Origin of the sequence: Actinomadura rifamycini DSM 43936 (assembly GCF_000425065.1) — a bacterium.
GTDB classification, from domain to species: Bacteria; Actinomycetota; Actinomycetes; order Streptosporangiales; family Streptosporangiaceae; genus Spirillospora; species Spirillospora rifamycini.
The window spans coordinates 17,895-38,921 of the sequence record NZ_AULB01000007.1 but is presented as its reverse complement, the minus strand read 5'-3'; the positions used below and the strand labels follow the sequence as shown (position 1 = coordinate 38,921).

14 protein-coding genes and 1 tRNA gene are annotated in these 21,027 nt (G+C 75.6%); 7 read left to right on the top strand and 8 right to left on the bottom strand.

Features of this window, described 5'->3' with window-relative positions; genetic code table 11:
- Positions 1–8: 8 nt before the first annotated feature.
- The 6 genes from H505_RS39545 to H505_RS47245 all read right to left on the bottom strand — a co-directional run bounded on the left by H505_RS39545 (position 9) and on the right by H505_RS47245 (position 7,273).
- The gene (locus H505_RS39545) at positions 9–884 is read right to left on the bottom strand and encodes a lytic polysaccharide monooxygenase auxiliary activity family 9 protein (RefSeq protein ID WP_034516462.1); all 876 of its coding nucleotides are present in this window, start codon (positions 882–884) and stop codon (positions 9–11) included.
- A 28-nt stretch (positions 885–912) separates the two neighbouring features.
- Positions 913–1,656: a chitinase gene (locus H505_RS50885; protein WP_245592421.1), complete on the bottom strand. Its 744-nt coding sequence runs from the start codon at positions 1,654–1,656 to the stop codon at positions 913–915.
- Positions 1,657–2,664 (bottom strand): carbohydrate binding domain-containing protein, encoded by a 1,008-nt coding sequence (locus H505_RS51395; RefSeq protein ID WP_245592420.1) that lies wholly within the window; start codon positions 2,662–2,664, stop codon positions 1,657–1,659.
- Between the two features lie 9 nt (positions 2,665–2,673).
- Positions 2,674–4,233 (bottom strand): chitinase, encoded by a 1,560-nt coding sequence (locus tag H505_RS0102905; protein ID WP_026400764.1) that lies wholly within the window; start codon positions 4,231–4,233, stop codon positions 2,674–2,676.
- Positions 4,234–4,962: 729 nt separating this feature from the next.
- The gene (locus H505_RS39535) at positions 4,963–6,432 is read right to left on the bottom strand and encodes an MFS transporter (protein WP_051300111.1); all 1,470 of its coding nucleotides are present in this window, start codon (positions 6,430–6,432) and stop codon (positions 4,963–4,965) included.
- A 178-nt stretch (positions 6,433–6,610) separates the two neighbouring features.
- Positions 6,611–7,273 carry a TetR/AcrR family transcriptional regulator gene (locus H505_RS47245; protein ID WP_051300110.1) on the bottom strand — a complete coding sequence of 221 codons (663 nt, stop codon included), beginning with the start codon at positions 7,271–7,273 and terminating at the stop codon, positions 6,611–6,613.
- Positions 7,274–7,379: 106 nt separating this feature from the next.
- Between H505_RS47245 and H505_RS39525 the strand changes: the two genes are divergently transcribed.
- A complete protein-coding gene (locus tag H505_RS39525) occupies positions 7,380–8,675 on the top strand; it encodes an MBL fold metallo-hydrolase (protein ID WP_051300108.1) in 1,296 nt (431 codons plus the stop codon).
- Between the two features lie 213 nt (positions 8,676–8,888).
- Positions 8,889–9,575, top strand: a complete 687-nt coding sequence (locus H505_RS0102885; protein WP_026400763.1) for a TetR/AcrR family transcriptional regulator — start codon at positions 8,889–8,891, stop codon at positions 9,573–9,575.
- A gap of 48 nt (positions 9,576–9,623) precedes the next feature.
- On the opposite strand, the gene H505_RS39520 is transcribed toward H505_RS0102885, so the two are convergent.
- Positions 9,624–10,364 (bottom strand): sulfotransferase family protein, encoded by a 741-nt coding sequence (locus H505_RS39520; RefSeq protein ID WP_064743464.1) that lies wholly within the window; start codon positions 10,362–10,364, stop codon positions 9,624–9,626.
- Between the two features lie 391 nt (positions 10,365–10,755).
- Between H505_RS39520 and H505_RS0102875 the strand changes: the two genes are divergently transcribed.
- Positions 10,756–11,181: a PGPGW domain-containing protein gene (locus H505_RS0102875; RefSeq protein ID WP_026400762.1), complete on the top strand. Its 426-nt coding sequence runs from the start codon at positions 10,756–10,758 to the stop codon at positions 11,179–11,181.
- Positions 11,182–11,561: 380 nt separating this feature from the next.
- Entirely contained in the window at positions 11,562–12,524 is a 963-nt protein-coding gene (locus H505_RS0102870) for a ParB/RepB/Spo0J family partition protein (RefSeq protein ID WP_233617933.1), read from the top strand.
- Between the two features lie 34 nt (positions 12,525–12,558).
- Here H505_RS0102870 and H505_RS0102865 read toward each other — a convergent pair whose 3' ends face one another.
- Positions 12,559–15,285: a helix-turn-helix transcriptional regulator gene (locus tag H505_RS0102865; protein ID WP_084549785.1), complete on the bottom strand. Its 2,727-nt coding sequence runs from the start codon at positions 15,283–15,285 to the stop codon at positions 12,559–12,561.
- Between the two features lie 471 nt (positions 15,286–15,756).
- Here H505_RS0102865 and H505_RS0102860 point away from each other — a divergent pair, with 471 nt between their 5' ends.
- The 3 genes from H505_RS0102860 (at position 15,757) to H505_RS39515 (ending at position 20,851) form a co-directional block, all read left to right on the top strand.
- Positions 15,757–18,501 carry an AAA family ATPase gene (locus tag H505_RS0102860; RefSeq protein WP_157432879.1) on the top strand — a complete coding sequence of 915 codons (2,745 nt, stop codon included), beginning with the start codon at positions 15,757–15,759 and terminating at the stop codon, positions 18,499–18,501.
- Between the two features lie 68 nt (positions 18,502–18,569).
- Positions 18,570–18,643: transfer RNA gene (locus tag H505_RS0102855), tRNA-Leu, on the top strand.
- Positions 18,644–18,952: 309 nt separating this feature from the next.
- A complete protein-coding gene (locus H505_RS39515; RefSeq protein ID WP_157432878.1) occupies positions 18,953–20,851 on the top strand; it encodes an aminotransferase class I/II-fold pyridoxal phosphate-dependent enzyme in 1,899 nt (632 codons plus the stop codon).
- The last annotated feature ends 176 nt before the right edge of the window (positions 20,852–21,027 follow it).

The window sequence follows — 21,027 nt, the reverse complement described above, 5'->3', positions numbered from 1 at the left end:
TCCCGGCGTCAGGCGGCCCGCCACAGCGCGGGCGTCGCGTCCGGTTCCCACCCGGCGATGGCGGTGTGCGGCTGGAGGCACTCGTACGCCGTGCCCCCGTAGACGACGGTGTCGCCCGTGGCGTAGGACGTTCCGGCGGCCCACGTGCCGGACGGCGGGTCGGTCGGCGGGTCGGTCGGCGGGTCCGTGGGCGGGTCGGTCGGCGGGTCGGTCGGGGGATCGGTGGGCGGGTCGGTCGGGGTGGTGGACCCGCCGAAGTCCACGTCGGAGCAGGTGTAGAACGCCTCGTCGCTGTACTCCATCCGCTGCCAGATCGAGTAGACGAGGTGCCGGCCCGTCCGCTGCGGCAGGTCCAGCGTCCACTTCGTGTAGGTGGTCGGGTCGACGTCGTCGAACGTCCGCAGGTGCACCAGGTCGGTCCAGCGCAGCGGCTGCGTCGGGTCCCAGCCGTCCCGGGTGATGTAGAACTCGAAGCGGCTGCCCCGGTGCGGCGCGGTCGCGTGGTAGGTGACCTCGAACGGGCCGGGCGCCACGCGCGTCGCGGGCCAGTCGGCGCGCTGCAGGTCGAGGCCCCGGTACTTCGCGCGCCCGGCGCTGCACAGCTGCCCGTCCGGGATCATCTCGCGGTGCCGCCCGTCCACGGTGAGCAGCGACACCTCGTTCCAGTCGTAGAACGCCTGCGTGCCGCTCGCCGCGACCGCCGCCTTGCAGGCGTCCGAGTCGGGGGTCTCCGGCCCCTCGTTCTTGCAGACGTACACGCGGCTCGGCGGGTCCGACATCGTGCCGTGCGCGCTCGCCGGCGCCGCCGACGCGAGCACGACCGCGACCGACGCGGCCGGCAGGGTGACGGCCGCGAGCGCGGCCTTCGAGCGGGGGGATCGCATGGATCTCCTTCCGGGATCGGTGGACGGCCTACGGGAGCGAGTCCAGGAAGGGCTCGTGGGCGTTCATGAACTCCCAGCCGTAGTAGCGGTCCCAGTTGATGGACCACGTCATGAGGCCGCGCAGCGCCGGGGACGGCCCGCCGCGCAGCTCGTACGAACCGCACTGCTGCCCCTTGACCAGGCAGGTCAGCGCCTGCTGCACCTGCGCGGGCGGGGTGTGCCCGTTCCCCGCGCTGACGGCGGCGGGCACCCCGAACGCGATCTGCTCGGGCCGCAGCCCCGGGAACGTGCGCCCGGTGTTCGCGACGGGGAAGCCGGCCTTGAGCATGTCGGTCATCGCGATGTGGAAGTCGGCGCCGCCCATGGAGTGGTACTGACCGTCGAGCCCCATCACGGGCCCCGAGTTGTAGTCCTGGACGTGCAGGACCGTCAGCTCGTCGCGCAGCGCGTGGATCACCGGCAGGTACGCGCCCGTCCGGTTGTCGCCGGAACTCGTCCCGCCGTAGAACTGGTGCCCGACCTGGACGAAGAACGTCTCCGGCGCCATCGTCAGGACGAAGCCGTCGCCGTACCTCGCCGTCAGCTCCTCCAGCGCGGAGACGAGGTTGACGACCACCGGCGTCGTCGGGTTCCGGAAGTCGGCGTCGCCCCGGTCGAGGTAGAGCGAGTGCCCCTCGAAGTCGATGTCGAGGCCGTCCAGCCCGTACCGGTCGATGATCGCCGACACCGACCGGACGAACGCGTCCCGCGCGGCCGCCGTCGTGAGCTGCACCTACCCGTTCTGGCCGCCGATCGACAGCAGAACCTTCGTCCCCCGCGCCTGCTTCGCCCGGACCGCCGCCGCGAACTCCTCCTCGCTCTCCACGTTCGGGCACTCGCCCGCCGGGCACCGCTCGAACCGGATGTCGCCGGACGTCGGCGTCGTCGGCTCCCCGAACGCGAGGTTCACGACGTCCCACGCGTCCGGGACGTCCGCCATCCGCACGTAGCCGGACCCGTTCGCGAAGCTCGCGTGCAGGTACCCGATGAGCGCGTGCTTCGGCAGGCCCACGTCCGCGCATCCCTCCGTCGTCCCGGTCGCGGTCGCCGACCGCGCCGACTCGCCCGCGTCGTTGTACGCGACCACCGCGTACGTGTGGGTGCTGCAGGCGTCCAGGCCGGTGAGCGTCGCGGACGTCCCGGTCGCGCTCGCCCGCAGGTCCGCCCCCTCGTACACGCGGTAGCCGGCGGCGCCGTCGACGGCGTTCCAGGCCAGCGCGATCGAGCCGGCGGTGACGGCGCCGACCCGCGGCGCGCCCGGCGCGGCCGGGACGCCCGGGAGCGGGCCGCCCGGACCGTCCAGCTCGACGTCGTCCGCGCGGTAGGCCCCGGCCCCGTACCAGCCGTGCAGGTAGACCTCGGCCTCCGTCTGCCCGGGCCCGGTCGTGAACGAGACCGACAGCTTCGTGTACTCGGCCGCGGAGGGCGTCCACGTGTACGGGCCGCCGGCAACGCCCAGATGCACGTAGTCGCCGCGCACCCACGCCGACAGCGTGTACGCCGTGTCCGGCAGCACCCGCACCTTCTGCGCGCACCGCCCGTTGTCGCCCGCCGTCACGCCGCCAGCCAGCGCGGCCGCGCCCGTCCGCGCCGCACCGGCGGCCGCCGCGCCGCCCGAGCACGTCCAGCCGGCCAGCCCCTGCTCGAACCCGCCGTTCGCCAGGGCGTTCGCCGCGCGCGCCGGCGGCGCCGCGACCAGCAGGCCCGCGACCAGTACGGCCGCGAAGAGAATGCTCCGCACGACGTCCCCCTACGGCAGCGTGTCGAGGTGGGCGCCGACCGTCCGGGCGAACCCGCCGCCGTTGGTGACGTCCCAGTTGATCGACCAGGTCATCGCGCCCCGGATGTCCGGGTACGTCCGCGCGGGCCGGAACGAGCCGCAGTTCGCGCCCCGGGCGAGGCAGTCGAGCGCGTCCGTCACCGCCGACGGCGCGACCACCCCGCCGCCCGCCGCGCCCGGCCCGGCGGGCAGCCCGAGCGCCACCTGGTCCGCGCGCAGCCCGTTCTCCAACTGGATGCAGGCCAGCGCCGTCATGAAGTCCACCGACCCCTGCGCGTACACGCCCTGGTCGCAGCCCAGCATCGAGCCCGAGTTGTAGTACTGCATGTGGACGACGGTCAGGATGTCCTTGATGGCGAGCGCGAGCTGGAAGTACGACCGGCCCGTCGACTGCATGTCGATCGTCTGCGGCGCCATCGTGATGATGAGGCCGGCGCCCGCCTTCGCGCGCAGCGCCCGCAGCGCCTGCGCCATGTACGTCGCGTTCAGCCCGTTCTCCAGGTCGATGTCGACGCCGTCGAACCCGTACTCGGTCATCACGCCGTACACCGAGTCCGCGAACAGCGCCGCCGCGGCCGCGCTGTCGACCCGCACCGTGCCCTTCTCGCCGCCGACCGACAGGATCACCTTCGTCCCCCGCGCCCGCAGCGCCGCGACGTCCGCCTTGAACTGCGCGTCCGTGTACCCCCCGACGGCCTGCGCCAGCCCCGGGTCGACCCCGAAGACCACCTCGCCGGCCCGCGCCGTGGCCTCACCGAACGCGACCGCCACGAGGTCGTACTCGTCCGGCGTCTCCGACAGCTTCAGCTCCCGCGCGGGGTTCTCGAAGTTGTGCCAGTAGCCGGTCAGGAAGTGCTTCGGCAGCGGCCCGGTCGCGCACCCCGCCGTCGTCCCGGTGACCTCGCTCCCGGCCGACTCGCCCGCGGCGCCGAACGCCTTGACGGTGAACGTGTGCGTGCTGCAGGGCTCGAGCCCGCCGACCGTCGCGGACGTCCCGGTCACGCTCGCCCGCACGTCCGTCCCCGCGTACACCCGGTACCCGTCGGGCGCCCCGGCGCTCGCCGTCCACGACAGCGTCAGCGAGGTGTCGGTGCGCCCGGTGACCTGCGGCGACCCCGGCGCCCCGAGCCCGCCGCCGGGCCCGCCCGTGCACGGGCTCCCGTTGACCGTGCAGTTCTCGGGGGCGCCCGGCCCGCTCCCGAGGAACCCGAACGCCACCGTCCCGCCCGGCGGGATCGCCGCGTTCCAGCCCCGGTCGGTGAACGTGTGGTGGTTCCCGTCCCTGGTCAGCGACGCGTCCCAGAACGAGCCGACGCTCGTCCCGGCGGGCAGGTCGAACTCGACCCGCCACCCGTCGATCGCGGTGGCGGACCCGTTCGTCAGGGTGAACCGGGCCTGCCAGCCCGATCCCCAGTCGGCGGTCTTCTCGAACGTCGCGGCCGGCGCGGCGGCGGCGGCCAGCGCGGGCGGCGGAACCAGCAGGACGAGCAGCAGCGCGGCGAGGGCGCCGACGAACGAACGCGTGCGCAAGAGACACTCCAAGGCGCGGATAGGGAGCTGACGGACGTTCCCCCGAACCCCGAAGCGATCGCGATCTATTAGGAAGGTTTCCTAATTGGTGGCACGTTAACCTCGACATCGTCCCCCGACAACCCCCGACTCCGGCACTCGCCGCGCCCCCGCCCAACCACCGCAGCTAGCCGCCCGAACCACCCCCGCCCGCCGGACAACATTGGCGAAACCTGCCGAACCGCCGCCCACCCACCGGCAACCATCGCCAACCCGTCAACGAACCCGCCCACCGCACCCCGGACAGGCCGCGAACGCCGTGGGCCGCGCCGGGGCGCCGCAGGCTCAGCCGCCCCACCGTGGCCGGGCGCCGGTACCCGGCTCCGTCCGTCGGCGAGCCCGACCGCCGGGGCCCGGACAGGCCGCGAACGCCGTGGGCAATGCCTTCCCACAGCCTCAGCCGCTCCCACCGTGGCCGGGCGCCGGTACCCGGCTCCGTCCGGCCCAGTCCCTCGGCGAGCCCGACCGCCGGGGCCCGGACAGGCCGCGAACGCCGTGGGTCGCGCCGGGGCGCCGCAGGCTCAGTCGTGGACGGACGCCGAGCGGCGCGCGGTTCCGGAGCCCGGCCTCGTGGGCCGGGTCGCGGGTGCAGAACGCGGGCCCGGTCCGTCAATGCCGTTCGGCGTGATCCGGCGCCGCGACCGGAGGCGGGCCCGGGACGGCGTCCCGGGCCCGCCGGCGCGTCGCGGGTCAGCCGGTCTTGAGAGCCGGACGGTCCGCGGCCTCGTCCAGTCCGCCGCGGGCGGGCGCGCGGCCGTGCCGCATGGCGAGCGCGATCGCGAGGCCGACGGCGCCGACCGCGGCGGCGGCGAGGAAGCCGTGCGTGAAGGCCTCCGGCGCGTACACGACGCCGTGCCCGGTCGTGACCACGTGGTCCGCCATGACGATGCCGGTCACCGTGCTCCCGGCCGAGGCGAACATGAGCGCGTTCATGGCGCCGATCGTGTTGCCGACCCCGCTGTAGGAGGACGGCAGCGCGTCCTGGACGAGGTTGGCGTTCGACGAGTGCAGGCAGCCCACCGCGACCCCGGCCAGCAGGCTCTTCGCCGCGACCTGCCAGTACACGTTCGGGAGCTGCGCGCCCACGAACATCGTCATGATGAACAGGACGCCCGCGGCGATCAGCACCCGCCGGGCGCCGACGCGCTTCGCGAGGTACCCGCCGACGGGCCCCACGGCCATCGACATGAGGCCGACCGGCGCCGTCCACAGCGCGTACTCGATCGCCGAGAGGCCCGCGCCGTAGCCGGTCCCGGCCGCGCCCTCCGGTGTCCGCAGCATGGTCGGCGACAGCAGCGCGTGCGCGTTCATCATGTACGCCACGCAGCCCACGGCGAGCAGCGTCGGGCCGAAGCGGGGGCCGAACAGGATTCGGGGCTCGATCAGCGGGTGCGCCGCCGTCCGCAGCCGCACGACGAACCCGGCGGCGAGGACGGCCGCGCCGCCGAGCGCCCCGAGCGCCACCGGGGACGTCCAGCCGTCGGCGGAGCCGCGCGACAGCCCGACCAGGCCGAGCGCGACGGCGGGGCCGAACATGATCGATCCCAGGTAGTCGATCCGGGTGCCGGCGCGGACCGGGCTCTCGGGGATCAGCAGCGCGTACAGCGGCAGCAGGACCGCCATGTACGCGACCATGAACCAGAAGACGCCCCGGTAGCCGAAGCCGTCGATGAGGAAGCCGGCGACGAACGGCCCGACGACGGCCGACATGCCGACGCCGGTGACCACCATGCCGAGCGCCACGGGGACGAAGCTCCGCGGCATGATGTCGCGGACCAGGCCGTAGGACAGCCCCACGATCCCGACCATCGCGCCCTGCACGGCGCGTCCGGCGAGCAGCAGCGGGAACGAGTCCGTCGTCGCGCACAGGACGCTGCCCGCGAGGAACGCGGCGCCGAGGACCACGATGACGCGCTTCTTGCCCCACCGGTCGGCGGCGCGGCCGACCAGCGGCATGATCGTCGCCCCGGCGAGCGTGACGATGCCGACGACCCAGGCGATGCCGGTGGTCTCGAAGCGGGCGGCCATCTCCGGCAGCGCCGGGGTGACCATGAGGATTTCGAAGGTCGCGATCTCCGAGAACAGGATGATCACGGCGAGGGCCAGCAGGAGGCGGTGCCGCGGCGGGGCGCCGCCGGACGGGGTGAGATCGAGCGCCATGGGATCCTTCGATCGGGTGGTGCGCGGCGGGCCGTGCACATTTCCACGGCCGCTTCGGTGATTTCTGAAAATCAGTGAGCGATCCCGGCCGTGCAAGGATGGTCCCGGTCAGTGGGACAATTATCGGGCGCTCCGATATATGATTACCGACTAGTTAAGTGTGGTTTCTTAACGGTGCTCAGGCGGCCGGGTGAGGGGCCTGCAGCAGGGCGGTGAGCATCGCGTTCAGGTCCGCGACGACCTGCTCGGCGGGCGGGGCCGCGTCGGTCGTCGCGCGCTGCCGCTCGTAGTCGGCCAGCAGGCGGAACGCCGTCATGCCCTGCCAGCGGAGCCGCCGCTCGAACTCCGCGTCCGGCAGGCCGGGCAGCAGCCGGCGCAGCTCGCGGTGCATGTACCGCAGGCCGGGCGGGTCGGGCGGCCCGGCGGCGTCCGCCCCGTCCGGCCGGGGGCGCCACGGCGCGTCGAGCATCGGGTGGTCCATGACGTTCGCGAGGAAGCGCAGGTACCAGGTCCGCTCGCCGGACGCGGTGATCGTCTCCACCAGCGGCACGACCAGCAGGTCGATGAGCTGCGGGACGGTCGGCGGCGCGGCGGACGCGCGCAGCGCGGCCACGAGCCGGGCGCGGCGCGCGTCGACGTCCGCCGAGCGGACCTCGATGATCGCCGCGATCAGGCCGTCCTTGGAGCCGAAGTGGTACTGCGCGGCGGAGTTGTTGCGCTGCCCGGCCTCGATGCCGACCGTGCGCAGCGACACCGACTCGACGCCGAACTCGGCGAACAGGCGCTCGGCGACGTCGATGAGCTTCGCGCGGGTGCCCCGAGTGTCGACCGTCTCGCTCACGGCGGCCAGCCTACAAGAGCCCCGGGGGCGATCGCTCTTGACGTCCTTAAGAAACGTGTCTTACTCTCCGGGGCAGTCGTGACGTGACATTGTGGAGGTCGCTGCCATGAATGCTCCGGCGTTCCCCGAGAACCAGCAGAAGACCGCCGAATCGGCGTTCGGATTGTTCAGCGCCGGCCAGGCGCGCCATATCTTCTCCCGCGCGCACGGGTCCGGGCTGGAACCGGTCGTCGTGGAGGCGGCGCCGCGCACCTTCTACATCCAGCCCGGCATGGTGAACGTCGCGCTCTTCGAGACGGACGAGGGGCTGCTCCTCGTCGACTGCGGCTGCGCGGGCGACGGGCCCGCGCTGCTGGCGGCGGTCCGCTCGGTCAGCGACGCGCCGCTGCACACCGTCGTCTACACGCACGGGCACAGCGACCACGCGTTCGGCCTGTGGGCGTTCCTGGAGGCGGGCGAACGGCCCCGCGTCGTCGCGCACGAGAACGTCCCGGCGCACTTCCGCCGCTACATGAAGACCGCCGGGCTCAACGCGCGCGTCAACGGCCAGCTCCCCGGACCGGACGGCAAGACCTGGGCGTCCGAGGAGTCCGACTTCGTCTGGCCGGACGAGACGTACCGCGACCGGCTCACGCTCACCCTCGGCGGCGAGCGCTTCGAGCTCGTCCACGGCAAGGGCGAGACCGACGACGCGACGTGGGTGTGGGCGCCGGACCGGCGCGTCCTCGCCGCCGGGGACCTGGTGACCGGCTACCTGCCCAACGCCGGCAACCCGCGGAAGGTGCAGCGCTACGCCGAGGAGTGGGCCGACGCCGCCGACGCGATGGCCGCGCTGCGCCCCGAGGTGATCATCCCCGGGCACGGCGACCTGGTGCGCGGTGCCGCCGCGATCCAGGACGAACTGGGCGCCATGGCCCGCTACCTGCGGCACATCGTCGCGCACGCCCTGGACGGCCTCAACGCCGGACGCACGCCGGACGCCATCGTCGAGTCGCTGCGGATCCCGGACGACCTGGCCCGCCACCCCCGCCTCCGGGCGATCTACGACCGGCCCGAGTTCATCTGCCGCAACGTCGTCCGGCGCTACGGCGGCTGGTGGAACGGGCACCCCGCCGACCTGCTGCCCGCCCCGGCGGCCGCGCGGGCCGCCGAGATCGCCCGGCTCGCCGGCGGGACCGCCGTGCTCGCCGCCCGCGCCCGCGAGCTCCAGGACACCGACCCGCCGCTGGCCTGCCACCTCGCCGAGTGGGCGTTCCTCGCCGACCGGTCCGACCCGGTCGCCCAGCAGTGCTACGTCGACGTCCTGGAGCGGCGCGCGGCGGCCGAGCCGTCCCTGATGGCGCAGGTCAACTTCCGTGTGAGCCGCCAGTGGGTGGCCGAGGCCCGCCGGGAGGGCCGTTGACCGCGCGCGGGCGCGACGCGCCGCGCGCGGACGGCCGGACCTGGACGAGCGGGGCGCCGGCGACCGCCGATGTTCGGTCATGACCGGGCGGTCGCGGTAGGTTGACACGATGCCGACAACCATTGGCGGAGCGCCAGTAAGCGGTCATCGCGGTCATCGCCGCGGCGCCCGGTATCGTCGGACCCCGGAAGGGCGAGGACGGTGAGCGCACGGATGAGCGACGACGCAGCGGGCGAGGGGGCGCCGCCGCGGCGCGTCCGCAAGGAGCCGGACGAGCGGCGCGACCAGATCCTGGCGTGCGCGCGCCGGCTGTTCAGCCGCCGCCCGTACGCCGAGGTGTCCAACACCGAGATCGCGGCGGCCGCCGGGGTCAGCCGGGGGCTGCTGAACCACTACTTCGGCACGAAGCGCGAGCTGTACCTGGCGGCCGTGAGCAAGATGATGAGCGTCCCGCCGATCCCGATCCCGCCGTTCGTGGAGGGCACGCAGGTGCGGGACCGCATCGGGCAGAGCCTCGACGCGTGGCTCGAACTGCTGGAGCGCAACCGGGAGACGTGGGTCGCGGCCCTCGACATGACCACGTCGGGCGGCGACGAGGACCTGGAGCGCATCCTCGAGGAGGGCCGGGACCGGGCCGTCGACCACATGACCGAGGTGGTCGGCCTCACCCCGCTGTCGCGGGACCGGCCCGAGATCCGCGCCGCGTTCCACGGCTACGCGGCGATGGCCGTCGCGACCAGCCGGGAATGGCTCAAGACCGGCCGGCTGACCAGGGCGCAGGTCCACCTGATCCTCCAGGAGGTCCTGCTGAACCTGCTCGACCAGTTCCCCCGCCTGCTGGAGGGGGAGCCGCCGCGCCGCACCGAGGACGCGGCGGCCCTGGCGTCGCCCGCCGAGTGACGGCGGCGCGAGGCCGTCCTACGCGGTGCCGTCCTACGCGGTGCCGTCCTACGCGTTCGCCGCGGGGACCTCGCCGTCCCCGGCCGCGACGGGGGTGGGCATCGGGATGGAAACCTGCCCCTCGGTCAGCAGCTTGCCGAACATCTGCTTGAGCGCGTCGCCGTCGTTGAGGTGCGGGAACGGCTCGTCCGGGGCCTCGACGCCGAGGAACGAGCACAGCGGGCCCCAGCCCTCGCGCACGTCGAACACGAGGAGCCGGTCCGCGGGCAGGCCCGCCCGGACGGTCCCGACGTACCGTTCGAAGGCCGCGGCGGCGGTGTCCTCGTCGGGCACGCCGGACGCCGGGTCCCATTCCGGGCCGAAGAGGTCGCGCCCGTGCCGGTCGAGGATGGGGCGCATCCGTCCCATGGCGGCGGCGACGGGGCGCGCGGCCTCGGGCAGGTCCTCCGCGGCCGTCATGGCGGGGCCGTTGGTCATCAGGTTGCTGAAGCTGGCGTGCCAGCGGCGCGGGTCGCGGACGGTCAGCACGACCTTCGCGTCCGGGTAGGCGTCGGCGAGCTCCCGCCAGAACCCGCTGGACGGCCAGTCCTGGGCGGACGCGTACCCGTCCAGCACTCGGTCCCAGTCGACGGCCCCGCCGTCGGCGGCCGGGAGCCAGCGGTCGGCCTGCGCCGGATTCGTGAGGATCTCGAACATGTGGTGACAGGGCCCCAGCCCGAGCCGTTCCAGGGCCGCCTTCATCGACGTCGTCCCCGTTCGCGGCAGCCCCGCACCGATGACCTTGAGCATGCTGACGCCTTTCACCCTCGGTAGGCACGCGCCGCCCCGCGCCGGGTCCCGCGGCCCCGAGGAGCACGCATCGGGCGGCACCCGGTCGACGCTAGATCACGTTTCGGAAAAGCTCAATGTCCCGCCTCGCCTTCCCGCCGAAATGATCGCGTATTTCCTATTCTGACTGGTAGCTAAGAGGTGAGTGGTCGAAGTAACAAAAAGATGTTCGATATTCACACCTTTTCGGTCGCTTATATATGGAGCGGTCCCGGGGCGGCCCCGCCCGGCCCGTCCGCCCGGGGCCGGAACGGGACGTCCGGGTACCGGTCAGGGCCCCGGGTCACATAGCGTGACCCCAGCGGGGACGCACGGGGCGCACCCTCAGCGGCGGCCGGATGGAGGACCGGGGATGGCCAGACACGTCAGGCGCGGCGTGGCGCTCGTCGTCGGAGCGCTGCTGACGCTGACCGGCGTCGCGCTCCTCGTCCTGCCCGGCCCCGGGCTCCTGCTGGTGCTGGCGGGCCTGCTCGTCCTCGCCCGCGAGTTCCCCATGGTCGAGCGCTACGTCGAACCCGTCCAGAACGCCGCGATGCGGGCGGCCGAGGAGAGCGTGTCGTCCCCGTGGCGCCTCGCCGGGTCGATCCTCACGGCGGCGGCGCTGTTCGGCGCGGGCGTGGCGTGGGGCGTCGTCGACCGGCTCCCGTTCAGCGGCTGGAGCACCGGCTCGGGCCTGATCCTCTCCGGGTGCATCCTCATCGGGCTGCTGGTGTGGAGCCACCGCCGGGTCAAGGCCGCCGCGCTCGCCGCCCCGCCCGCCCCCGACGACGCCCGCTGACCGTCCTCGCCGCCCGGACGGCGCACCGTCCGGGCGACGGAGAAAGCGGATCGAACTCCTGGTGCCGGGACGGTGGAATGCGCCGCCACTCTCGGTGATCTTCCCGTGCTCGCCCGTGCGGGGCGCCTCCCGCGCAGCCCCCGGACCTGCCCGTACCGTCCCGGTAGGGGAGGGTGCCGAATAGGGGTCGAGTAGGGGTGCAAGGGGCCGCGCGCGGCTGACTATCGTTGGCGACGCTTCGAGGGAGTGGGACTCGGCTCGCCATTGAAGTCGATCTCGTCCGAGCGATTCGATCACCGGTCCGGCCGGTAATTCACAACGCTTCGATTCACGAATCACTCCTTCGGTGCGCGACGGTAATGGTGAACCAGGGGGTGCCATTGAAAACCGAACTGGGGCAGGTCGACGACCTGCCGGTGGTCAGGCTGGAGCTGGCCGCGCTGACGCCGTCGGAGTCGCCGCGCCGCGGCGGCATCGACGCCGACCACGTCGCGTCGCTGGCGGCGGCGCAGGAGGACCTGCCGCCGATCATCGTGCACCGGCCGACGATGGCGGTCATCGACGGCCGGCACCGGGTCCGGGCGGCCGCGCTGCGCGGCGCCACGACGATCACGGCGCGTCTCTTCCAGGGGGACGGGGACGACGCGTTCGTGCTGGCGGTCCGGGCGAACGTCGCCCACGGGCTGCCGCTCCCGATGGCCGACCGCAAGCGGGCGGCCGAACGCATCGTCGCGACCCATCCGCAGTGGTCGAACCGGATGATCGCGTCGGTGACCGGCATGGCGCCGGGAACGGTGGCCGAGATCCGGCGGCGGGCCGGGGGCGAGCCCGCCGCGGTCCGGGTCGGGCAGGACGGCCGGGCCCGCCCGGTCAACGGGGCGGAGCGGCGCCGGGCGGCGTCCGAGCTGATCAGCAGCAACCCGGACATGTCGCTGCGGCAGGTGGCCCGCGCGGTGGGCATCTCCCCGGAGACCGCCCGGGACGTCCGCAACCGGCTGCGCCGGGGCGAGGACCCGCTGGCCACGGGACGGCCCGCGCCCGCCCCGGTGCCGCTCGCGCTGCGCGCGGGCCGCGTCCCGGCCGTCCCGCCGCGGCCGGACGCCGACCAGATCGCGGTGGTGCAGCGGCTGCGGACCGACCCCGCGCTGCGGCTCAGCGAGACCGGCCGGCGGCTGCTCATGCTGCTCAGCCTGCACACCGTGAAGCCCGGCGAGTGGGAGGCCCTCATCGACGGCGTCCCGACGCACTGCGGCGCCCTCGTCGCGCAGCTCGCCCGCGACTGCGCGCAGCGGTGGGCCGACTTCGCGTCGAGCGTCGAACGGCGGCTCCCGGACGCGTCCTGAGGCCGCCGCGTTCCGGGGCCGCCGCGTCCCGGACTCACGACGTCGGCACCGCGGGACGGTCGTGGCCGGGTTCGGGCGGGGCGTCCCGCAACCGGGCGGGCAGCTCCGTCCGGCGCCCGACGTGCAGCTTCCGGTAGACGCGGGTGAGGTGCTGCTCCACGGTGCTGACCGTGATCAGCAGCTCCTCGGCGATCTGCCGGTTGGTGCGGCCCGCGGCGGCGAGGGCGGCGACGCGGCGTTCCGCGCCGGTGAGCGCGGCGGCGGCCCCGCCGCGCCCCGCCCGGCGCAGGTCCGGACGGTCGTGCTCGGCGCGGGCCAGCTCCGCGCGGGCGAGCGCGAGCTGCGCGGCGTCCCCGCTGTGCTCGAGGAACTTCACCGCCTCCCGCAGCAGCCGCGCGCGCTCCCCCGGGCCCGACGCCAGCGCGAGCGCCCGCAGCGCGCCGCCCCGCACCCGGGACGGCCCCGGGCGCACCCGCGCGAGCTGCTCGGAGGCGAGCGCGGCGGCGGCCGCGAGGTCGCCGCGCGCCAGCAGCGTGTGGGCGGCGCCGATCCGCCACGCGACCAGCCCCGGGACGTCGACGCCGCGCCGCCGCATCAGCTCACCGCACGCCTGGAACTCCGACAGCGCGGCGGCCGTGTGGCCCGTCGCGAGCAGCAGGTGCGCGTGCGCCTGCCGATGGTGCAGCCCGATGGGCGTCCACAGCGCGTCCGGCGGGACGGGCGCGCGCAGGTGCCCGCCCGCCTCCGCGAACCGGCCCGTGGCGGTCAGGGCCATCGCGAGCGCGGAGATCGGCAGGACGATCGCGGTGCCCCAGCTAGCGGGGGAGATCCGGGCGAGCGCCGTCCGGGCGTGCCGTTCGGCGCCCGCCGGGTCGCCGAGCCGGACGCACGCGAGCGCGCGGGTCGCGGCCAGCAGCGCGTGCGCGGCGGGGTCGTGCCGGGTCGCCGCCCGCGCCAGCAGCGGGTCGCAGCGCCGCGCCGCGTCCCGCGCCCGGTCGTCGTAGAGCAGCACCGCGAGGGCCGTCGTCACCGGCCCGGGCGACCAGGAGCCGCGCGCCGCGTCCCGCAGGATCTGCTCGGCGGTCTCGGCCGCCCCGTCGGCGGACGGCCCGGACGGGTCGGCGGCCGCGCCCGCGGCCGTCCTTCCGGTGAGCACGGCCGCCAGCGCGGCGGAGGCGCGCGCCCCCGGCTCGGCGGTGCCGGAGCCCGGGGACAGCGGCGGCGCGGTGCCCGCGCCGGGCGGGACGCGGCCGAGCAGGAGCCGCGCGGCCCCCGGCATGCGGGTGGTCGCGCCGGGCCGCCCCGCGAGCCGCTCCAGCAGCTCGTCGGCCTCGCGGCCGCGCCCGAACCACATCAGGTAGAAGACGGCGCGTTCGGCGTCGTCGCCGCGCAGCCGCCCGTCCAGCACCGCCGTCCGGAGCGCGGGGAGCAGCGGGATGATCGCGGCGGGATCGATGAGCCAGTGGGCGCGGGCGAGCGCGCCGTCGACGCGGAGCGCGTTCCGCTCGTCCGCGCAGAGGCGGCGCGCCAGCGTCAGGCAGGCGAGGGCCGCCCGCGGGTCGCCGTCCAGCAGGTGCCGCTCGCCCGCCTCGACCAGCACCGGGACGGTCCACGGCGCGGTCGGCCGGGCGCCGCCGGCGGGCGCCGCGGACAGCAGGTGCCCGGCCACCGTCACCGGGGACGCGCCCTGCTCGTGCAGGAGCCCGGCGAGCGCCAGGTGCAGGCCGGCGCGCTCGGCGGGCGGGGCGTCGTCGAGGATCGCCGCGGCCATGGACGGGTGGCGCAGCCGGCCGTCGACCAGCAGCCCGGCGGTCGTCAGCGCGTCGAGCACGCGGGGCGTGCGGGCGGCGTCCGCGCCCGGCAGCCGGGCGAGCGCCGCGGCGGGGACGGCGCCGTCGGCGAGGGCGACGGCCCGGGCGAGCGCCGCCGCCGGCGGGCCCGCCCGGTCGAGGAGGGTGCGGACGGCCCGGGTGTACGCGGCGCCCGGCACGGTGCCGCGCGGGTGCCGGGAGTCCCGCAGCACGGCCCGCACGAGCAGCGGGTTGCCGCCGGTGACGGCGTCGCAGCGGTCGAGGGTCACGGCGGCGGCGTGGGCGGCGAGCAGCCGGGCCTGCTCCGCCCGCGACAGCGGCCGCAGCCGCAGGACGGTGATCCGGGAGTCGTCCGGCAGCGCCGCGCGGAACCACGGCGGCGGGCCGTCCGGGCCGGGGCGCTCGGTCAGCACGATCAGCAGCCGCGCCGGGGGGCGGACGGCGCGCGCGAGATGCGCGAGGAAGAGCAGCGACGCGGTGTCGGCGGCGTGGACGTCGTCCACGGCGATCAGCACCGGCGTTTCGGCGGACGCGCGCAGAATGCGGGCGGTGATCCGCCGGAATGGCGCGGCCGCCGCGGCGGGGAGGGAGTCGGGGGACGCGTTCCACATCGCGGCGGGCACGGCGCGCACGGCCTCTTCCAGCAGCGGCGACAATGCCCGCGCCGTCTCGCCGGACGTTTCGGCGATCATATTCCGGACGAGGGAAAGCGGCGCCGCGTGATCGTCGGTTATGGGACGGCCGGACAGGACGATCGCGCCGGAGTCCGCCGCCCGGACGGTTATCGAGTGCAGCAGCGTGCTCTTTCCCAGGGTGGGCTCGCCGGCGATGACCGCAATGGCGGGGCGCCCCTCCAGAACGGCGGAGAAGAGATCCCTCAGCGCGGCCGCCTCCCGTGCCCGGCCGCTCGGACACCCGCCGCGGCGGGGCGTCTGGATCCGCTGTGCCATGCGCGAACACACCTCTCGACGTCGTTTCCGCAGGCGGTGAGCCCGCGAGGCGGAGTAGACCACGGACGGAGTCACAGGGACGTAACGGAGCGGCGCGGCCCGTCCCGGGGCGCGCCGCACGGCGGGGAGCGGACGGTATTGGCGGCGGGGGACTCGGTGGAATTGATCGGTTCGGGAAACGCGTGATCAGGTTCGCCGGAAAGGCTGGCTGGATCCGGCCATATGTTCGATCATCGGAGAGAGGCCAGGTGGCCGCACTGTATTAACCTAGAGTAATATAGCATATGCGTACGGTGATTAGCCTTGCCCGGGTGCCGGTGCGAAAATCGAACCGCCGCCCTACGAGGGCACTCCCATGTCGCCTGCGCACCCGCCGGTGACGCGCGGCACGCTCCCGGCACGGTCACCGCCGCCGCGGGGCCGGGCCGCGCGGTGACGCTGTCCGGAATCTCGGGGGAGGCGAACGTCCGCATGGCCATTGCCGAGCGTGCCGAGGAGTTGCGCCGGCTCGGCGAGGTCTTCGCCGAGAGCCGCGCCGCCGACGGCACCGTCCTGGTGGTGGAAGGCCCGGCCGGAACGGGGAAAACGCGACTCGTTCACGAATTCGGCGCACGGGTCGCCGCCGCCGGGGCGACGTTCCTGTGCGCCGCCGCGTCCCGCGCCGAACGCGGATTCCCGCTGAGCGCCGTCGGCCAGCTGTTCGGCGGCCCCGCGCTGGGCCCCCGGCAACTCGAAGAGGCCGAACGGCTGCTGGAGGAGGGCGCCGCCGCGGCGCCGGCGCCGGCCCGCGCCTCCAGCGGCGCCTCCAACGGCGCCCCCGACGGAGCGGGGGCCGTCCCCGCCGAAATCCTGCGCGGGCTCAGCGCGCTGCTGCTGTCGGCCGCGGACCGCGCCCCGCTGGTGATCGCCGTCGACGACGTCCACCACGCCGACCCCGCCTCCCTGCGGTTCCTGCACCACCTCGTCGGCCGCCCGGGCGCGCCGCGGGTCCTGCTCGTCCTCACCCAATGCGTGCGCGCCGCGCCCCCGCACCCCCTGCTGGACGCCGGGCTGCTCCGCGGGCCGCGCGTCCACCGGCTGCGGCTCCGGCCCCTGACCCGGGACGGCGTCGCGGCCGTCCTGGCGGCGCACTTCGACCCCCTGACGGTCCGCCGGCTGGCGGCCGGGTGCCACCGCGCCACCGGCGGCAACCCGCTGCTGGTGCACGCGCTCGTCGAGGACCACCGCCTGTCCGCGGACGCTGGCCCCGCCCGTCTCGTGTTCGGCGAGGCTTTCCGCCGCGCCGTCCTGGCCTGCCTGCACCGCTGCGAGGCGGTGCCGTTCGCCCGCGGCCTCGCCGTGCTCCCGCCGCGCCCGTCCGGTCCGGGGCCGGGCGAACTCGCCGGACTGGACGAGGAGGCGGCCGCGCTGACCGGCGAGGTGCTGGCCGCGACCGGCCTGACCGCCGCGGCGGGCGCCGGGTTCCGGCACGACGCCGTCCGGGCCGCCGTGCTAGGCGGGATGCGCGCGGACCGGCGGCGGACGCTCCAGCTCCGGGCCGCCGAACTCCTGCACCGGGCCGGCGCGCCCGCCGCCGACATCGCCGACCGGCTCGTCGCCGCCGACCGGGTCCCCGGCCCGTGGGCGCTCGCGGTGCTGCGCGAGGCGTCCGGGCCGCTGCCCGTCACCGCCGGCCGCCCCGAGACGATCGCGCGGCTGCGGCTCGCGCTGCGCGGCCGTCCCGCCGGCGCCGAGCGCGCCGCCGTCCTGTTCGACCTGGCGTGCGCGGAATGGCCCGCCGACCCGGAACGCGCGGTCCGGCACCTCCCCGAGCTGACCGCCGCGCTCCGGGCCGGGCAGCTCCCGGCGGAGGCCGCCGCCCGCCTGACGACCTGGGCGATATGGCTCGGCCGCGTCGACGACGCCCGCGAGCTGGAGGGCGCCGGGACGCCGCCGGGAACGGTCGAACGCCGGCTGGCCCGCGCGTTCCCCGGCCTCGCGGCGGCGCCGCCCGACGGTACCGCGCCGCGCGACGACACCCTGATCGGCACGTTCGTCGAACTCCTCACCCGCCCGTCCCTGCACGAGGACGAGCACGAGGCGACCGTCGCGCACATCGAGCACGTCCTCGGCGAGGGCGCGTCCGCGCCCGGGTTTCGCGCGCCCGTCGCCGCGCTCGTCGCGCTCGTCCACCTCGGCGAGGTCGCGCGCGCCGAGCAGTGGTGCGACGCGCGGGAGCGTTCCGACACCGGCCGCCCTCCGCTGACGGCCGCGCTGTACCTCGTGGTGCGCGCGCTGATCCGGGAGCGGCGCGGCGACCTCAACGGCGTCGTCGACCGCGTCCGGGAGGCGTTCGACCTGGTACCGCCCGGCGGCCTCGGGGTGTTCGCCGCGATCCCGCTGGGCGCCCTCGTGGACGCGCTCGTCGCGCGCGGCGAGCGCGCGGAGGCGGGCCGCTGGCTCGACCGGCCGCTTCCGGACGCCACCCTGCACGGCCCGTTCGTCCTGCCGTTCCTCCGCGCCCGGGGCGCGCACCACCTGGCGGTGGGCCGCGCGCGGACCGCCGCGGCCGAGTTCCGGCTGTGCGGGCGGCTCATGCGGGCGTGGGGCTGCGACCTCCCCGAGTTCGTCCCGTGGCGGACGGACCTGGCGCGGGCCCACCTGGCCGTCGGGGACGCCGAACCCGCCGCCCGGCTCGTCCGCGAGGAGCTGCGGCGCCTGCCGGAGGGACGCGCCCGGACCCGCGCCGCCGCGCTGCGCGTCCTCGCGGCGGCCGTCCCGGACGAGCGGACCCGCACACTGGGCCGGGCCGCGCGGGCGGCGGAGCGCGCCGGGGACCGGCTGGAGCTGGCCCGGATCCTGGACGACCTCGCCGCCTGCCACCGGCCCGACCGGCCGCGCCGCGCCCATGAGCTGGCGCGGCGGGCCGGGGCGCTGGCCGCCGCGTGCGGGGCGGCCGGCATCGGCGGCGCCGCCGACCCGCCCGGCAGGGCCGGACCGGCCGGCGCGCCGGCGCCCGGCGCCGACCCGTTCACGAAGCTCAGCGACGCGGAACGGCGGGTCGCGGCGCTCGCCGCCGAGGGCTGGACCAACCGGCAGATCGCCCAGCGCCTGCACGTCACCACGAGCACCGTCGAGCAGCACCTCACCCGCGTCTACCGGAAGCTGCGGATCCACCGGCGGACCGACCTGCCGCTCGACCCGGCCGGAATTCCGCCGCGCGACTTTCTCGCCTGATAACGCGGATTCCCGACCGGCGCCGCTGGACGGTGGGAGTCCCCGCGCGCACCGGTTAACATTGATTCGCCCTCGTAGCCCAATTGGTAGAGGCAAACCCCTTAAAAGGGTTGTGGTGTCGGTTCGAATCCGATCGAGGGCACCGGGGCGGCCGCCGCCCGCCCGTCCGTCCGGTACCGGACGGACGGGCGACGGCACCGCCGCGAGCCCGTGAACACCCGGGGGAACGGCGCCTCCGGCGACCGCGCCACCGCTGCTCGCCGCGGGTGTCCAACCGTCCATTTCTTTCGGTTGGACACCCCCTCTGCGACCGTTTCCGGTGCTCTTGTCGTGGACATGCGTCCGTGTAATCCTGGGCCGCGCCAGACGTTCACGAAAAACAATTCCTCTTGGGGTTCGACGTGCCCGCACAGACCAGCACCGTGCACGCTCCCACCGGGAGCGAAGCCTTATGAACGGCGATATCCACCGGGCGGCGTTCGCGCGCGTCGGGCTCCGGCCGGGCCGCCGCCCGCCCGCCGGGCCGCCCGACACCGCGGTGAAGATCCTCGGCCGCACCTGGACCGCGCCGCTGGCCGTCCCGGACGGCGACCGGCTCGCCGCCGACACGACCGACGCGCCGGTCCGGATCCGGCGCCGTCCGCCCGGGACCCCCGCGGCCGCGCCAGACTCCGCCGAGTTCGCCCAGGTCGGCACCCCCGCGGACGCCGTCCGCGCGGTCGAGGGCGGCGCGGCCGGCCTGATCGTCGCCGGGTCCGCCGGGACCGCCGCGCTCGACGCGCTGCCGCCGATCGCCGCCGCGACCGGCCGGCGCCGCCCGATCCTCCTCGACGGCGGCGTCGAACGGGGCGCCGACGTCCTCGCCGCCGTCGCCCTCGGCGCCGACGCGGTCGTCCTCGACCGCGCCGCCGACACCGCCCGGATCACCGCGGAACTCCGCGCCGCGATGGCCTTCGCGGGCGTCGCGACGATCGCCGACGCCGGCGCCGCGTGCGTCCGCGTCGAGCGGGCCGAGCCGCCCGCCGCGGACCGGTCCGGCGCCGACCTGCACCTGGCGGAACTGCACCCGAGCCTGGCCGACCCGGTGCTCGACGCGATGAACTTCCTCAACGAGATCACGTTCCGCCACCCCGACGCGATCTCCTTCGCCCCCGGCCGCCCCTACGACGGCTTCTTCGGCAACGACCAGATCTTCGAGCACGTCCGCCGCTACCTCGACCACCGCGCCGGGGCGGGCGCGACACCGGACGACCTGCGCACCGAACTGTTCCAGTACGGCCCCACCGCCGGCCGCATCCGGGACGTGCTCGCCGGGTCGCTGCGCGCCGACGAGGGCATCGACGTCCCGCCCGAGGCGATCGTGGTGACCGTCGGCGCCCAGGAGGCGATGCTGCTCGTGCTGCGGGCGCTCGCCGCCGGGCCGCGCGACTCGGTGCTGGCGTCCACCCCCTGCTACGTGGGGTTCACCGGTGCCGCGCGGATCCTCGGCGTCCCGGTGGCCGCGGTCCCCGAGGGACCGGACGGCCCGAGCCCCGCGGCGCTCGAGGCCGCGATCCTCGCCGAGCGCGCCGCGGGCCGCCGCCCCCGCGCGTTCTACGTGGTGCCCGACCACTCCAACCCGTCCGGCGCCACCGTCGGCCTCCCGGCCCGCCGCGCCCTGCTCGACCTGGCCGCCCGGCACGACGTGCTGATCATCGAGGACACCCCGTACCGGCTGGTGAGCCCCGGCCGCCCGCTGCCCACGCTGAAGTCCCTCGACCGCGACCGCCGCGTCGTGCACATCGGCTCGTTCTCCAAGACCCTGTTCCCCGGCGCCCGCGTGGGGTTCGCCGTCGCCGACCAGACCGTCGCCGACGGCACCGGCCGCACCGCGCCGCTCGCCGCCGAACTCGCCAAGATCAAGAGCATGGTGACGGTCAACACCCCGTCGCTGAGCCAGGCCGCCGTGGCCGGCGCGCTGCTCGCCGCCGACGGCCGCGTCTCCCGGCTGAACGCCGAGCCCGCCGAGCACTACGGCCGCGCGATGCGGGCCACCCTGGCGGCCCTCGACCGCGAACTCCCCGCCGGCCGCCGCGCCGCCCTCGGCGTCCGCTGGACGCGCCCGTCCGGCGGGTTCTTCCTGACCGTCCGCGTCCCGTTCGCCGCCGACGACGCCGCGCTCGCCCGCGCGGCCCGCGACTTCGGCGTCATCTGGACGCCCATGACGCAGTTCCACCCGGAGGGCGGCGGGCTGGACCGGCTCCGCCTGTCCACCAGCTACCTGACCCCGGTTGAGATCGACGAGGGCGTCTCCCGCCTCGCCCGCTTCATCGAGGCGGAGAGCGCCCGCACCCGCCGGGAGGCGCCGTGACCACCGTGAACGATCACGCCGGCCCGCCCGCCCCCCTCAACGGCACCCCCGCCCCCGCCCCGCCCGCCGCGACCGACTCCGAGCCCGACAGCGCGACCGCGTCCGCGACCGCCGACGCGCCTGCGGCGACCGGCTCCGCGAAGGGAGCGGCGACGACCGGCACCGCCAACGGTGCG